14 protein-coding genes are annotated in these 14260 nt (G+C 63.3%); 4 read left to right on the top strand and 10 right to left on the bottom strand.

Annotation, left to right across the window (positions count from 1 at the left end):
• Positions 1–9: 9 nt before the first annotated feature.
• Entirely contained in the window at positions 10–546 is a 537-nt protein-coding gene (locus tag CLV47_RS00535) for a COG4315 family predicted lipoprotein (protein ID WP_170110882.1), read from the bottom strand.
• A gap of 233 nt (positions 547–779) precedes the next feature.
• On the opposite strand from CLV47_RS00535, the gene CLV47_RS00530 reads away from it, so the two are divergent.
• Entirely contained in the window at positions 780–1250 is a 471-nt protein-coding gene (locus CLV47_RS00530; protein WP_106347047.1) for a hypothetical protein, read from the top strand.
• A gap of 43 nt (positions 1251–1293) precedes the next feature.
• Here the strand turns inward: CLV47_RS00530 and CLV47_RS00525 are convergent, their stop codons facing one another.
• On the bottom strand, positions 1294–3462 hold the full coding sequence (locus CLV47_RS00525; RefSeq protein WP_146135236.1) for a transglycosylase domain-containing protein: 2169 nt from the start codon (positions 3460–3462) through the stop codon (positions 1294–1296).
• A gap of 399 nt (positions 3463–3861) precedes the next feature.
• On the opposite strand from CLV47_RS00525, the gene CLV47_RS00520 reads away from it, so the two are divergent.
• Positions 3862–5472, top strand: coding sequence for a metallophosphoesterase family protein (locus tag CLV47_RS00520; RefSeq protein ID WP_146135235.1), 1611 nt, complete (start codon positions 3862–3864; stop codon positions 5470–5472).
• Here the strand turns inward: CLV47_RS00520 and CLV47_RS21925 are convergent.
• Positions 5469–5642: a hypothetical protein gene (locus tag CLV47_RS21925; protein WP_170110881.1), complete on the bottom strand. Its 174-nt coding sequence runs from the start codon at positions 5640–5642 to the stop codon at positions 5469–5471. The genes CLV47_RS00520 and CLV47_RS21925 overlap by 4 nt on opposite strands.
• 148 nt (positions 5643–5790) lie before the next feature.
• On the opposite strand from CLV47_RS21925, the gene CLV47_RS00515 reads away from it, so the two are divergent.
• Positions 5791–6519 carry a pyrimidine reductase family protein gene (locus tag CLV47_RS00515; RefSeq protein WP_106347044.1) on the top strand — a complete coding sequence of 243 codons (729 nt, stop codon included), beginning with the start codon at positions 5791–5793 and terminating at the stop codon, positions 6517–6519.
• A gap of 107 nt (positions 6520–6626) precedes the next feature.
• On the top strand, positions 6627–7490 hold the full coding sequence (locus tag CLV47_RS00510; protein ID WP_106347043.1) for a MaoC/PaaZ C-terminal domain-containing protein: 864 nt from the start codon (positions 6627–6629) through the stop codon (positions 7488–7490).
• A 12-nt stretch (positions 7491–7502) separates the two neighbouring features.
• Here CLV47_RS00510 and CLV47_RS00505 read toward each other — a convergent pair whose 3' ends face one another.
• The 7 genes from CLV47_RS00505 to CLV47_RS00475 all read right to left on the bottom strand — a co-directional run bounded on the left by CLV47_RS00505 (position 7503) and on the right by CLV47_RS00475 (position 14184).
• The gene (locus tag CLV47_RS00505) at positions 7503–7871 is read right to left on the bottom strand and encodes a TraR/DksA C4-type zinc finger protein (protein ID WP_106347042.1); all 369 of its coding nucleotides are present in this window, start codon (positions 7869–7871) and stop codon (positions 7503–7505) included.
• A gap of 81 nt (positions 7872–7952) precedes the next feature.
• Positions 7953–8924 (bottom strand): NAD(P)H-dependent flavin oxidoreductase, encoded by a 972-nt coding sequence (locus tag CLV47_RS00500; protein ID WP_106347041.1) that lies wholly within the window; start codon positions 8922–8924, stop codon positions 7953–7955.
• A 126-nt stretch (positions 8925–9050) separates the two neighbouring features.
• Positions 9051–10034, bottom strand: coding sequence for an NADPH:quinone oxidoreductase family protein (locus CLV47_RS00495; RefSeq protein WP_106347040.1), 984 nt, complete (start codon positions 10032–10034; stop codon positions 9051–9053).
• A gap of 43 nt (positions 10035–10077) precedes the next feature.
• On the bottom strand, positions 10078–10956 hold the full coding sequence (locus CLV47_RS00490) for an ABC transporter permease (RefSeq protein ID WP_106347039.1): 879 nt from the start codon (positions 10954–10956) through the stop codon (positions 10078–10080).
• A complete protein-coding gene (locus CLV47_RS00485) occupies positions 10953–11753 on the bottom strand; it encodes an ABC transporter ATP-binding protein (RefSeq protein WP_170110880.1) in 801 nt (266 codons plus the stop codon). The genes CLV47_RS00490 and CLV47_RS00485 overlap by 4 nt, the downstream gene beginning before the upstream one ends.
• 8 nt (positions 11754–11761) lie before the next feature.
• The gene (locus tag CLV47_RS00480; protein ID WP_170110879.1) at positions 11762–12841 is read right to left on the bottom strand and encodes an ABC transporter substrate-binding protein; all 1080 of its coding nucleotides are present in this window, start codon (positions 12839–12841) and stop codon (positions 11762–11764) included.
• Between the two features lie 269 nt (positions 12842–13110).
• Positions 13111–14184 (bottom strand): NAD(P)H-dependent flavin oxidoreductase, encoded by a 1074-nt coding sequence (locus CLV47_RS00475; RefSeq protein WP_170110878.1) that lies wholly within the window; start codon positions 14182–14184, stop codon positions 13111–13113.
• Positions 14185–14260: the final 76 nt, after the last annotated feature.

Below are 14260 nucleotides of genomic sequence, written 5' to 3'. Positions count from 1 at the left end.
CCATACCTGTCAGTAGTTGTAGCCGCCGCCCGAGTTGGTTGACGGTGCCATGGTCGATGGCGCTGTGGAGGGCGCGGCCGACCCCGCGGGCACTTTTACGACGTGCCAAACCCCCATTAAGCCATCTCCATTGTCCTGACCGGGCGCCTTGTCGCCACTGAACAGGTAGAGCGCGTGGCCGCCGTAGGTAGCCTGCGCCGTACCGTCGGGCCGCTTCTCGGTGCTCAGCTTCGTCGACGGTATAGCCGCGTCGGTGCTGGTTGGCTGGCCCATCAACGGTGGCCAGTTCACGGCGCACTGCCCGGTACACGCGATCGTGCTTGTCGTATCCGGGTCGTAGGTATACATCGTGAAGCCCTTGCCGTCGACCAGGACGGAGCCGACTCCGGGTATTGATCTGGACGAGACCACCGCGGTCGCACTTACTGAAACATGCTGCCCCGTCTGCGATCTCGACGCCGGTTGGGACGGCGCGCCGCAAGCGGCCAATGCGAATGAGCTGGCGCCGAGGACGGCAACGACGAGTCTCTTGGTTTGTGTGTGCATCTCTACTCCGATTTTCAGCGGTGATGCCCGCATCCTGGCGAATTTGCCTACCGAGAGGCGGTTCGCGGTGCGGACCTGTCAAGCGCCACGTACGGTGCTCAACGGGTAATACGTGCCTCAACGGGCCACGGTTCAAATCTGGCCCATGACGGCAGAAACCTGCTCCTGAACGATTCCGCTCCCCAGACCGTGTTACGGGCAAACCCAGAGAAAAGAAAAATGGGACGGAGCTCATGGCCGACACCGCAAGCCAACTTCACCGGGCCGGCCGGCGGCCGCATCGCCGACCACGACGTATCGCACGTCTCGCGGCGCGCGGAATAGGGACCGGGCTGCTGGTGGTGTCGGCGTACACCCACGCGCACCTGGCCTCGCAGTACGACGTCGGACCGGCCATCACTTTGGGGCAATTGTTCATTGCTCAGGCGATTGTCACGTCGTTGGTCGCCGTGTGGCTACTCCTGCGAGATAGCACCGCGGCGTGGGCAGTGGCCACGGTAGTCATGGTCGCTAGTGCTGCCGCGGTCCTGCTCAGCGTCGTGACCAAGCTCCCGGCAATTGGCCCGTTTCCCAGTATCTACGAACCTGTGTGGTTCACCGAGAAGATCGCTAGCGCAGCGTCGGAGGTCGCGTTCGTCGTACTGGCGCTCGGGCGTGCCGCGCTCGTGCTGCGCGGTGCACGTATCCGAAAAGGCTTGTCCTAATATCCTCTTGTTTTCCTAATGGCAGTAGGAAAACGGCGATGCGTCAGTTGCCGTTGTTGCCACTGCTGGCGCTGCTGCCACTGCTGTTGCCGCTGCCGTTGCTGTTGTTGCCACCGGACGAGTTCGTCGCACTCGTCCCGGCCTCCACCTGCGGATCCGGCGGGGGGAAGTCGACCTTCGGATAGCTGTTCAGGATGTTTTGCATGGCCAGGTGCCACATCTCCGCGGGATAGCCGCCGCCGAAGCCTTCCTCGCCGGCGCCCGGCGAGGGCAGCGGATCGTTGTTGGCGGGGTTGTACGCCATCACCGACGCGACGACCTGCGGGGTGAAGCCGACGAACGTATACGACGCATTGCCCTGCGCCGTACCGGATTTGCCGGCAATCTGCCGGCCGTCACCGGTGTACGCCCGAGCCGCGGTCTGCCCCGGGTTGCCAGGCATGACGTCCTTTTGCAGGATGTTGTTGATCGTGTCCGCCACGCCCGAGGGAATGACGTCGGCGGTGCAGTTGGTACCCGGCGTGAAGTAGGGCTTCTTAGTCTTCGGGTTGACCAGCGGCTGACCGTCCGGGCCGAGGATGTCGGTGACCGGCACCGGTTCACACCTGGTGCCGCGGTTGGCGCTGGTCGCGTAGGCGACCGCGAGCCGCAGCGGGTTGGCCGAGCCCGGGCCGAGAGTGAACGACGCCTGCTGCTGCGACTTCACCTGATTGGCGATCGTCGTATCGCCGGGCGCCCACAAGCCCATCGCGGTCGCCGTGTTCACGATCGGGTCCATATTGCCGATCTGGTCTTCGAGCCCGACGAAGTAGGTGTTCTCCGACTGATAGAGCGCCTTCCACAGCGGCAGGTTGTCGCCGTACTTGCCGGCGTTATTGACGACGTACGGTTTGCCGTTGTTCTTGAACTTCTTCGAGGTGTACGGCGCATTCGCCCCGGTGACGAAGTTGGTCCCAACACCCTCTTCGAGCCCGGTGACAGCGGTGAACAGCTTGTACGTCGAACCCGCGCCCTCGCCCGGCACCGTCGGATAGTTAACCGATGTCTGGCTCGGATCGTTGGCGTTGTTGCCGAACCGCCGATTCACCGCCAGCGCGAGGACCTGGCCATTCGTGGCGTCCAGGACGTCCATCATCGCCAGCCGCTGATCGTCGAGCCCGAAAATACTGGAGTTGCGGCCCAGCGCCGAACTCGCGCCGAGGATGCCGTTGGTCGCGGACTCCTGGAACGACGGCTGGAACGACGTCTTGATCGTCAGCCCTTGTTCCTTGAGCACGGTATCGGGGATGCCGAGCGTCTTGGTCAAGTAGGTCCACAGGTAGTCGCAGAAAAACCCGCCATTGCTTGGCGCCTCGGAGCACGAACGCGCCGGCTTGGATCCGGGGTTGAGGACGATCGGCTTCTTCATCGCGTCGTCGGCGTCTTGCTCGCTCACATCGCCGTTCTTCGCCATCGCGGCCAGGACGGTGTCGCGGCGTACCTTCGCGGCCTTGGGATTGTTGAAGGGATCGAATTTCGTCGGGTTCTGCACGATCCCGGCCAGCAGCGCCGCCTGGTCGAGGGTCAACTGCGCCGGCTCGACGCCGAAGTAGGTGATCGCGGCCGCCCGTACGCCGTACGCACCGGCGCCCATGTTCATCAAGTTGAGGTACTTCTCGAGGATCTGATCCTTCGACAGCTTCTTCTCGAGCTCAATCGCGATCTTGGCCTCCTTGAGCTTCCGGGCGATGGTGTCCGCGGTCGCTGCCTTCTGCTCGGCCGGCGTCTTCGCCTGGTACAGAAGTGTGTTTTTGACCAACTGCTGCGTGATCGTAGAGCCGCCCTGCGACACGCCCCCGGTCATGATGTCCTGGAGCCCCGCCCGGAGTGTTCCCGCGGTGTCGATACCGCCGTGCTGGTAGAACCGTCGGTCCTCGATCGCGACGATGGCCTTGGGCACCCACTTGCCCATCTGGGCCAGCGGGATCGGCGTGCGGTACTGGTTGTAGTAGCTCGTCAGCACACTGCCATCGGCGGCGAGCACGGTGCTCACCGTTGATGGCGTCTGCGCGTCGAAATTGGCGGACACATCGGCCACCACGGTCGCGCCGCTCTTCGTGGCGAGGCCGGCGCCACCGACCGCAGGAAAAAGCATTAACGCAACAACGACCCCGCCACAGGCGATTGCAACGACGAGCTTAACGAGAGCTAACGGCTTCGGGGACTGTGTCACTTAAGCGAAAATACGCCGCGCCATGTGAGGACCGCATGGGATAACGCTTACCACCAGCGGTGATGGCTCACAGTGAGGTCCGAAACTGAACCAACTCTCAGGAAGCCACTCGCCGTGCCCTCGCGTGGGTCGACGCTCATCGTCAACCGTAACGCCTGTATCGCATGTATATATTCGGTGTTTTGTTTTGCTGAGCGCCCGGATCAGCAGACTACCCACGGGTCGCATACTCGAAGTATCGAAAACGACGCGCAAGAACCCAGTTCCGGCGAGGACTCGTCCAATGTCCACAGGACAGAGGCGAGCACCCCGCCGTCATCGCTCAGCACCCAGATCCGGGCGAGCGTGCGGAGGCGGCTGACCGGCGTACTCACGAGCGTGCGACACCGACCATGGCACGTGCTCGAAGTAGTCGTCGGTTTCGTGATGCGGTGGGCCCTGCGCCTCGCACTGCCCCTCGCCGGCGCCGCCGCGATGCTGCACCTCTTCCCGTATCGCGCGGTCGCCGGCGGCGTGCACTTCAGCGTCCAAGGAACGCTGCTCACCCGGCCCGGGCTCAGCGCCGACACCACAATCGGCAACTGGTCATTCCCGCACGTCGACGGGCTGCCCATCGGCGTGCACATCAGTCCCGAAGCGGTCGACGTCGTACGCCTCGCCGGGGCCGCCACGCGGAACGGACCGTCGTACGTCCAAGGTTTGCAGGCGGACATTCAGCGGCAGATTCCGACAATCGCGGTGTGGCTGTTAGGAGAAATGCTGATCGGCGTCCTTGTCGGACTAGCTGTGGCCGTGTCGGTGAGCTTGTCCGTGCGTTATCTACGCCGGCAGGCACACCGCACCAACGAACTACGGATCCGCTCCTTGCAGTTCGCGGTCGCCACGCTGGTGATCGCGCTCGTCGCCGGATACGGCGCGATCACCTACAACCGCCGCTGGCTCGACACCTCGCAGGTCACCGGGACACTCGCCGCTCTCCAACTGTTTCCCGGAAAGCTGCAGGACTACTACAACCAGCAGAGCAAGGCCACCGACGTCGTCCACGCCATCGCCGGCATCGAGCAAAGCCTGCAGCAGAATATCGACGCGGCCGCGAGCGCCGAGACGTCGTACAACATCATGTTCATCTCGGACATGCACCTCGCCGCGACGTACCCACTCGTGCAGCAGTACGCCGCCAACTTCGCGGTCAAACTCATCATCAATACCGGGGACGAATCCGAGTTCGGCACGGCTGCCGAGATGACGCCGACGTACCTCGATCAGCTCAAAACCCTCACCGCCAAGGTCCCGATGATCTGGCTCGCCGGCAACCACGACTCACCGGCCACCGTCCAGATAATGCGCTCGATTCCCGGCGTAACCGTGGTGGGGACGAAGAGCGCAGACGGCAGCGGGTTTGGGGTAGGCGCGCAGAAACTCAACGCATTCGGCCTCACTATCGCTGCGCTTCCGGATCCGCGGGTCTACGGCGGATCGGGCGCATACGGGTCGGACAAACCGAGCGTGGTGACGCCGCTCGAGCAGCACGCCGTCAACGGCGCCGTCAAAGACGTCGCGCACTCGTCCGTCTTCGACATCTTCGCGACCCACGAGCCGGTCGCCGCCGCCCAGCTGGACGCGGACCTACCCGGTCAGATCCGGCAGACGAACGCCGGGCATCTTCACGCGCAAAACAAGGACAGCGAGGTCCAGCAAAAGGGCCACCCGATCACGCTGGTCGAAGGATCGACCGGCGCCGGCGGTCTCGACGCGATCAATACCGGCACCGCGCCCCCGCCGGTCGAGTTCAGCATCGAGTCCGTCGCGGTGAACTGTCAATTCACCAAGCTCGTCCGCTTTCAGATCAATCGATCTGGAAGCGACACCGCGGAACCGACCGCGAATGCCACCAGCCAAAACGTCTCGGCGGTCACGATCACTCTCGGCAGCCAGAAGATCCAGAGCGGTCGCGAATGCGCTGTCTCGCAAGGGATCGGCGTACCGACGGCGATCGGTACCAATAACTAGCCGCGAGCCAACGCGTGCTCCACCCGCCGCGCAGCCTGCTGCAGTTGGGCTGGTTCGGTGGAATCGAAGTCTTGCGCGCGCACCGTGGAGCGCAGCCGCTGAAGTTGATCGCGCACCACGCCCCGCTCGCCGATCGGCACCCGCCACGCTAGTTCGTGCAGTAGTGACATGACGACCGTCCGGACAGTCTGTCACGCAGACCTCAGCGGAGCTTGGAAGCGCCGCAGTGCATCGCGCTCCGGGTAGCAACGGCCGCGTCCGCGTCGCTACGCACTTTCACGCTTCGATAGCGTGGCACCCGAGCAATGAGGAGCGCCAATGCGTCGTCTTTACCCCGCCCCCGCCGACGAGATCGATCTGGCGGACATTTACCCGGTTCCCTCCAGCGAGGGTCGCTATGTGCGCGTCAACATGGTCTCCAGTGTCGACGGTGCAGCCACCGTCGATGGCCGGGTCGGCGCACTCACCAGTGCCGCGGATCAGGCACTGCTGCACCGGCTTCGCGAGATCGCCGACGTCGTACTCGTCGGCGCCGGCACGGTACGCGCCGAGGGATACGGCCCGATCGAGCTGTCGGAGGAAACGCAGCAGGCCCGTATCGCCGCCGGACAGGCCGCCTGCCCGCCACTAGCAATCGTCACAGGCACCCTGAGACTTGATCTCGCTGCGCCGCTGTTCACCGAGGCCACGACTCGCCCCATCATCCTGACCGCCAAGAGCGCTCCGCAGGAACAACGTGACGCTGCGGCCGAGGTCGCGGACGTCGTCATCGCCGGCGAAGAGACGGTTGACCTGATGGCAGCGATCGATGCCCTGAAGGACCGCGGCCTGACGCGGGTGCTGTCCGAAGGTGGCCCGCACCTGCTCGCGCAGTTGCTTGCGGCGGGGCTGCTCGACGAACTCTGCCTCGCCATCGCCCCGCTTGCCGCTGGCGAACAACGTTTACGCGTCACCGCCGGACCTGCGCTTCAGGTGCCCGCGACCCTGCATCTTGCGCATGTGCTCGAAGAGGACGACTACCTATTCATGCAGTACAACTCGCGTTAGCGGCTCCGGCGTACTTGTTCTTCATTTGTGCCGGCCCTTACCTAAACCCTTGCGATGCGGCCTGGGCGCGCCCGCGGAGCGCCCAGGCCGGGTGTAAGGATGAACGTATGCCGCTCTCCTCAGATCTCGTCGGCACTACCGGCGCCCCGTTCTCCAGCACCATCGACGCGCGATGGGCGATGAACTTCGCCGCCGGCATCGATGACGTCACGCCGATCCTCTACGACACGACCTCCGACGCGCTGCCGATCCACCCGATGGTGCTGGGCTACCCGGAGTGGGAGGCGACAAAGCGCGGACGCGAGCTCGCCTCGCTGACGCCCGAAGAACACCGCCGCGGCGTACACGTCCGGCACGACATCCGGCTCCATCAACCGCTGCGGGCGGGACTGGAACTGACGACGACCCCCGAGATCGTCGGCGCGTACCGGCACCGGGCCGGGGCCTACCTCGCGCTGCAACACCAGACTCACACTCTCGCAGGCGAACCAGTGGCGACGACGTTTTATGGCAGCATTCACCGCGGCACCGATACCGTCGGCGACGACGTGATTCCCGCGCTCGAGGAACGCCCATCGACGCCGCCGGACGCTGCGACTGGACCCGCTCTCGAACTGTCCATTCCGGCGAACGCCTGCCACGTCTACAGCGAGTGCGCCCGGATCTACAACCCGTTTCACACCGACCTGCGGGTCGCTCATGAGGTCGGTCTCGATGGGCTGATCCTGCACGGCACCGCCACCCTCGCGCGCTCCGTGGCCGCGATTACCGGCGTACTTTACGGCGGCGATCCGTCGACGATCACCCGGATCGCGGGCGACTTCAAGGGCATGGTCGTCGTGCCCACCTCACTGACGCTGACCTACTCGCGTTTTGTCGGAGCCGACGGTGCCGACACGGTCACGTTTGAGGTTCTCAACACCGCAGGCGACCGGGCTATCTCTGACGGGCTCATCGAATACGGCGGGTGACTGCGCTTGCGGTCACCGTTTAGTCGCGCAGTTGATACACGTGCGGGCAATCGGGCGCGCGTCGAGTCGCGCCGGCGCGATCTGCGCGCCGCAGGATTCGCACACGCCGTACTTGCCGTCACTGATCTTCTGTGCGGCGTGCGCGATCTCCCTCAGCTGAAGCTCGGCCTGGTCGATTAAGGCACCCAGTTGCGAACGTTCGAACGCGATCGTCGCGCCCTCGGGATCGTGTTCGTCATCGGCATTCGATCCTTCGGACGCCGCGACCATCCCGTCAAATCCCGCGCGCATCTCCGCGATCCGTTGCTCGGTGGCGGCCCGCTGCTCATCGAGACGGTCAGCGATCCGGGACTCGTCGTACGTCGGGTCGCCGTTGCTCATCACACCAGATTAGTCGCCGTTGAAGGGTCGCATGCCAAGACGCTCGACGACGTGTCGTCCAATCGCCCGGGCTGCGGTGGCTCAGGCTGTCGGTACGCCGGTGGCGAGGTCGGCCACGATGGCCGCCGCCGGTTCGACCTGACGCACCCGCTCCGCGCTCACTCCGGCGTACGTCGCCAGCGCCAGCAGATCCCCGGTCATGCCGATCAACGGCGGCGTGTAGTCGAAACGGCGAATCGGCACGCCCGACGCCGTGTGCGCGATGATGTCTCGATTGCGTTCGGACGTCGCGCCGAGCGACTCATACATCGCGGTCGTGCTGTTGCTCAATGTCCGGTGCGGCGCCCCGACCCAGCCGGCATCGAAACAGTCCGTCGTGTAGACCGTGTCGCCGACCTTCGCGGCGACGATCGCGTCCTTGTAGTCCTGATGCGCGCGGGACTCCTCCGATGCCGCGAACCGCGTGCCGACCCACACGCCACAGGCGCCGAGCTCGAACGCGTGACGTACGTCGTCGGCGGTGGCGATCCCGCCGGCAGCGACGACCGGCAGACCAGTCGCTTCGCGGACCGCAGGCACCAACTCGTTTAATGGGGTGGTGCCGCGAATGTGGCCGCCGGCCTCGATGCCTTGCGCGACGAGTACGTCGACGCCCGCGTCCCGCGCGGCGAGCGCGTCGGCAACATCACCGACTGTGTGCAGGTGGATCACGTCGTGACGGATGTGCGGCCGGATCCGTGCCGGATCGCCGTAGAACGTCGAGATGATGCGAACACCCTGGTCCTGAGCGACCTCAACCCCGGCGGCGACGTCGAAGTCGAGGATGAAGTTGCAGCCCAGCGCTTCGGCCGGCCCCGACGAGAGTCTGCGGACCTGCTCGATCGTGCGCGGCAGCCGATCGGGATTGAGTTCGGAGGCGGCCAGCATGCCGAGACCTCCGGCGCCGATCACGGCGGCAATGAGGCTGGGCTGACTGACCGGGCCCATCGGCGCTTGGATAATCGGTAACGCGGAGGCGAGCGGCCACGGGTTCGGCGAGTTAGACAGGGTCATATTTCGGATGCTACGCCCACGATCGAACGATGAACCGTGCTTAAAATCGACTGTGTGGAGTGAAAATGTACGCTGGCGTACCGATTTCTTCCACGCAAGCCGAGAGTCCCGACAATTCGACGGGGATTAACCGATTCTGATGACGGGTCGGCCGATCACCGTGCGGTCCCCGATCGACGCGAGAGCTTTCGGCGCATCGGCGAAGTCGTATCTCGTCGTCAACGGTTTGATCTCGCCCTTCGCATACAGGTCAAGCAGGGTGTTGTGCACTTTGAGGCGGTAGTCGAGGTCGTCGCGAAACGGCCGCATCCGGAATCCGATGATCGAATAGTTCTTGAGCAGCGCGTGGTTCACCGGCGCCTGCGGGATGTCACCACTTGCGAATCCGACGACGAGCAAGCGGCCTTCCACCGCGATGCAGCGGCGGGACCGGTCGAAGACGTCGCCGCCGATCGAGTCGTAAATAACGTCCGCACCGCGGCCGCCGGTGAGTTCTTTGACCCGCGCCACGAAGTCTTCCGCGGTGTGGTCGATAACGTGGTCCGCGCCGAGTTCTGCACAGATCGCGACCTTGCGCGCACCGCCCGCCACCGCGATGACCGTCGCGCCAGCGGATTTGCCCAGTTGTACCGCGGCGGAACCGATGCCACCACTCGCGCCGTGCACGAGGAGTGTCTCGCCTGCCTCGAGCCCCGCGCGGCGGAACATGCCGACGTACGACGTCTGGTAGGCAACAAAGAGCGCGGCTGCGTGGTTGGCGTCCATATCTGGCGGAACCGGAAGTATCTGATCGGAGTCGGCCGCTACATACTCCGCGAGATGCCCCTTGTGCGCGTGCCCGGACACGACGATGACCCGATCGCCCACCTTCCATGGACCTGCATCTTGGCCGACGGCCTCGACCCGGCCGGCTCCTTCGCCGCCGATCACAAACGGAAGCGGCGGCTTCTCGTGGTAGAGGCCCTGCGCCATCAGGTAATCCGGAAACCCGACGCACGCCGCCTCCATGCGCACCAAAGTCTGCGAGTCCAAGATCGTGGGTTGCTCGACCTCCGCCAGCGTGAGAACTTCCGACGGGACGCCAAGTCCTGATACCTGCCATGCCTTCATGTGACTCCTTAAAGTTCGACCAGAAGCAGAGACTCTGATTGCGTTAGTTCTCGACACCCTGCAGTTCGTATTGCTTCCACCGTAGGATCCGGCGTTCAACCAACCGCATCACACCCGAGAAGATCGTTGCCACGACCACCAGGAGCAGCAGAGTCGCGAAGAAGTCCTCGGTCCGGTACGACGTGAGTGCCAGCTGGAGCACCGCACCAAGCCCGGACGAACCGGACAGCATCTCGCCCACGACGGCCGAAAGAAACGCATAAGTCAGCGCGAGCTGGAGACCGGCGAAGGTAGTCGGTACGGCGGACGGAAGGACGAACTTGCGGAACAGCGTGAAGCGCTTTGCCCCGAGAGTCTTCGCCAGCAGCAAGTGATCGCGGTTGGCGTTTTGGAGACCGGCGTAAGTGTTGAAGGTGACGATGAAGAAGCATAGTGACACGACGAGCACGATCTTGGACATCGATGCCAGACCGAACCACAAAACAAACAATGGTGCAAGCGCCAGCCTGGGAAGGTTGTTGAACGCCGTGAGATACGGCTGGACTACGGCGTTCAACAACGGGATCTGATACATCAGGAGCCCAGCACCGATCCCGAGAATGGCGGCGATCGCAAACCCGACAAGCGTTTCGTACAGAGTGGTTCCCAGCTCGCCAACGAGTTCTCCGGAAATCATCGAGTGCCAGAAGGCCGCTGCGATCGACGACGGTTTGGAGACGTAGAGCTCCTCGACGATTCCGGTGCGCGCGGCGATCTCCCAGACCGCCACGATCAGCACAAACACCGCTATCTGCAACGGAAATACGATCCGTCGCTGTTCGTGAAGTCGGCGCCTTGGCTTGGTGAACGAGCGCGTGGGTGTCGGACGGTCATCGGGAGTGGCGGCGCTCGAGGTAGGTTTCGCCTCTGTTTGCATCATCATGATGCCGCCACCTTCACGAATGCGCTGTCCTCAATAACCTCTTCACGAAGGTCGCTCCAGATCGTCTCGAAGATCTGATGGAACCGGTCGTTACCCTGCAGATCGAGCATGGAGCGCGGCCGTGGGAGGTCGATCTCGTGAATCGACTTGATCCGCCCCGGTCGGCGCGTCATGATCACCACCCGATCGGCCAGACCTACAGCTTCAGTCAGATCGTGGGTGATCAGTACGACGGTCATCCGCCGTCGTTCCCAAGCCTCGAGAAACGCGTCGTGCACCTGAATCCGTGTTTGCGCGTCGAGCGCCGAGAACGGCTCGTCCATGAGCAGAATCTCGGGCTTCGTCGCGAACGAGCGGGCCAGCGCCACCCGCTGACGCATGCCGTGCGAGAGTTGCGCGCCGTACGCACCAGTGAAATCGCCGAGTCCCATAACGCCGAGGGCCTCAGTAGCGCGCGTTTCGCGTTCATGCACCGAGACGCCTTGGATCTCCAGTCCGAGCGCTGCGTTTCCTAGCGCAGTGCGCCACGGTAGTAGCGAGTCTTTGGCCAGAACGTAGCCGACTTCAGGGTCGCCGGCCCGCGGCTGATGACCAAGCACGCTTACGTCGCCCTCGAGCGGCTTGTCCAGGCCCGCCATGGCGTTGAGCAGCGTCGTCTTCCCACAGCCGGACGGCCCTACGATCGCGAGAAACTCGCCCTTTTCGACCGTCAGATCGATGTCCTGAAGTGCGTGCACGACACCGGATTTGGGAGTGGGGAACCAATGTGATGCTTTAGTGACTTTGATTGCTGGCACGGGATCTCCTACTTCAGTAGCTTCTGGACATCGTCCGTCGATTTCACGACCGCGGAGCTCACCCATGCAGATGACTTCGGCATCGTCGTATCACGGAACTCCTTTTCCATTGCCGTCCAAGTTTTGGCGTCCTTGTCCGTGAACTGGATGTTGTACATCGGTATGGATCGCTTGACATAGCCAGTGAACTGTTCGTCAGAAAGCGTTTTGATGTAGTACGGGGATTTCTTGAGGATACTGACGAGCTTGTCGAAATTCCCCGGCTCATTCATCCAGTCGATCGTCAGCGCGAAGGCCTTCTGGACTCCGGTGACGGCCTTGGGATTCTTCTCGGCCCAGCTGCTGTCGACCCACGCTTGCAAATACGAGAAGGTCCCCATGTAGTCCTGTAGTTCGGATGGGTAAATGTCCTGGGGTTGTACGGGGTTGACGAAGCTGAACAGCTCGGGCAGACCACTCGCCACGAGTGACGCGGTGGGTGAATCACTTGCACAGCTACCAGCGACCTTGCCGCTCGACATGGCCGCTGCGGTTCCTTGCCCGGATCCGGTGGCGACCCAGTTGATGTCCTTGTCCTTCACCCCGGCGGCCCGAAGCGCAATCTGGCACATCGCCTGATCGGCGCCACCCAACGCGATGACCCCGACGGTCTTGCCTTTGAGTTGAAGCAGCGAGTCCGGCCATTCTTTGCCGGCCATGTCGGCGGTTCCCGTCAGCGCGGGGTAGGCGGCCTTGTATCCGCTGATCACCTCAAGCTTCTTGCCCTTGACGAGCACCGGTCCGGTCAGCGTGGGATTCAGGGCCGCAACATCGACCGAGCCGGCGAGTATGGCGTTTACAGCCTGCGGACCATTCGAGACGTCTTTGATTTCCGCATCGATGCCGGCTTTCTTGAAATTCCCCAGTTCCTTCGTCAAGTAGTTGAGGTACTCGGAACCGCCGGTGTACTCCTGAAGTACAACATGATTGTCGCCGCCCGATGAGTCGTCCGAGCTGCACGCGGCAAGCCCCGCGACGCTCACGGACATAATCGCGAGGGCGATGGTCGCCCTGTACGAATGACGTTGTTCTCCTGTGCGCGTGAACATTGGACTCCTTCTGCTAGGCAGATCATTCCATTTCGCAGGCGTGCTACCCATCGATACTCGAGCGCCCGCCGGTTGCGCATTGATGAAACGCTAATATTGATCTGTCGTATACAGATCTATTGATCTTGTAACCATTTTGAGATGTTGGTTGAGTGAGCAACATGCAGTACTAGCAAGAAACGACTGTGGCAAGGCGAACTGGCTATGTCGGCTCGAGGAATTTGACAGCGTGCGCCGGCAATGTCAGAGAGGGCGTCGAATGGTTTGGATCAGCCCAGAGCCTCGCGGGTCTGGGCCACTAGGTCGCGCATGATGTCCGCGACCGTGGTGCGCTCGTTGAAGTAGGCAACACTTTGGCCGGCCGGCGTGTGCATGAGCTCTTGGACCTCGGCCCGGTCAACGGCACCGAGGAAGTCGCCGACGACGATGTCCTGCAGCGGCATCCGCAGCGGCGTTGGCGCGCCATCCGCCTCCCACTCGGCGGTCCACGAGGTACGGATCTGACGTAACGTCTTACCGCTGTCCGCCCGCGAACGCATGGTGTCCCCTGAACCGGCGGCCTGCAGTTTCTCGAAGATAACAGGGTGCACGGCCTCCTCCTCGGAGAACAGCCATGCCGTACCCATCCAGACGCCCACCGCGCCGAGAGCGAGGGACGCGGCAATGTGCCTCCCGGTCGCTACCCCGCCAGCGGCAATCACCGGCACCGTCCCGGCCGCGTCGACGACCTGCGGGACAAGAGAGAACGTGCCGATATCGCCGGTATGCGCGCCGGCGTCGTACCCCTGGGCGACGATGAGTTCAGCTCCCGCATCGATCGCGCGCTGGGCGTGCACGGGTGTGCCGACGAGCGCAACGACACGCTTGCCCCGCTGTTTTGCCCTGGTGATCGCCGCTTCCGGGCTCCCGACGCCCATCGCGAACACATCGACGTCCGAGTTGAGGATCTCGCGCAGCTGAAGCTCGGCCATGTCCTCGGAGCGCACGAACCGGCTACGCATGCCGGTCTGACCGTCATCGGGCACGTCGTACTTCTCCCGCAGACCGTTGATGAAGGCGCGATGCTCATCGGGTATCTGCGCTTCCATCGCGGCGCGGTCGTCAGTGGCCGGCATCCCCTTGGGCAGCACCAGATCCACACCGAAGGGACGCTCACCTACCTGCTTTCGGATCCGCCTGAGTCCATCCCGGATTTCCTCCGGCGTACTACGGGTCGCGCCCCAAATACCCACGCCACCCGCGTTGGAGACTGCGGCCACCACTGCCTCGGAGTGACTGAAACCGAATATCGGGTATTCGCACCCGAGCTCCTGGCACAGCGGGTTCGACTCGAATTTGTCCACGGATGCACTTCCTTTGATGAACGGAACGAATTGTCTACTGGTAGACGGCTATTAGCGAACCGTCAAATCATGCAAA

The organism is Antricoccus suffuscus, assembly GCF_003003235.1.
Lineage (GTDB): Bacteria > Actinomycetota > Actinomycetes > Mycobacteriales > Antricoccaceae > Antricoccus > Antricoccus suffuscus.
This window is presented reverse-complemented; position numbering and strand designations above follow the sequence as displayed.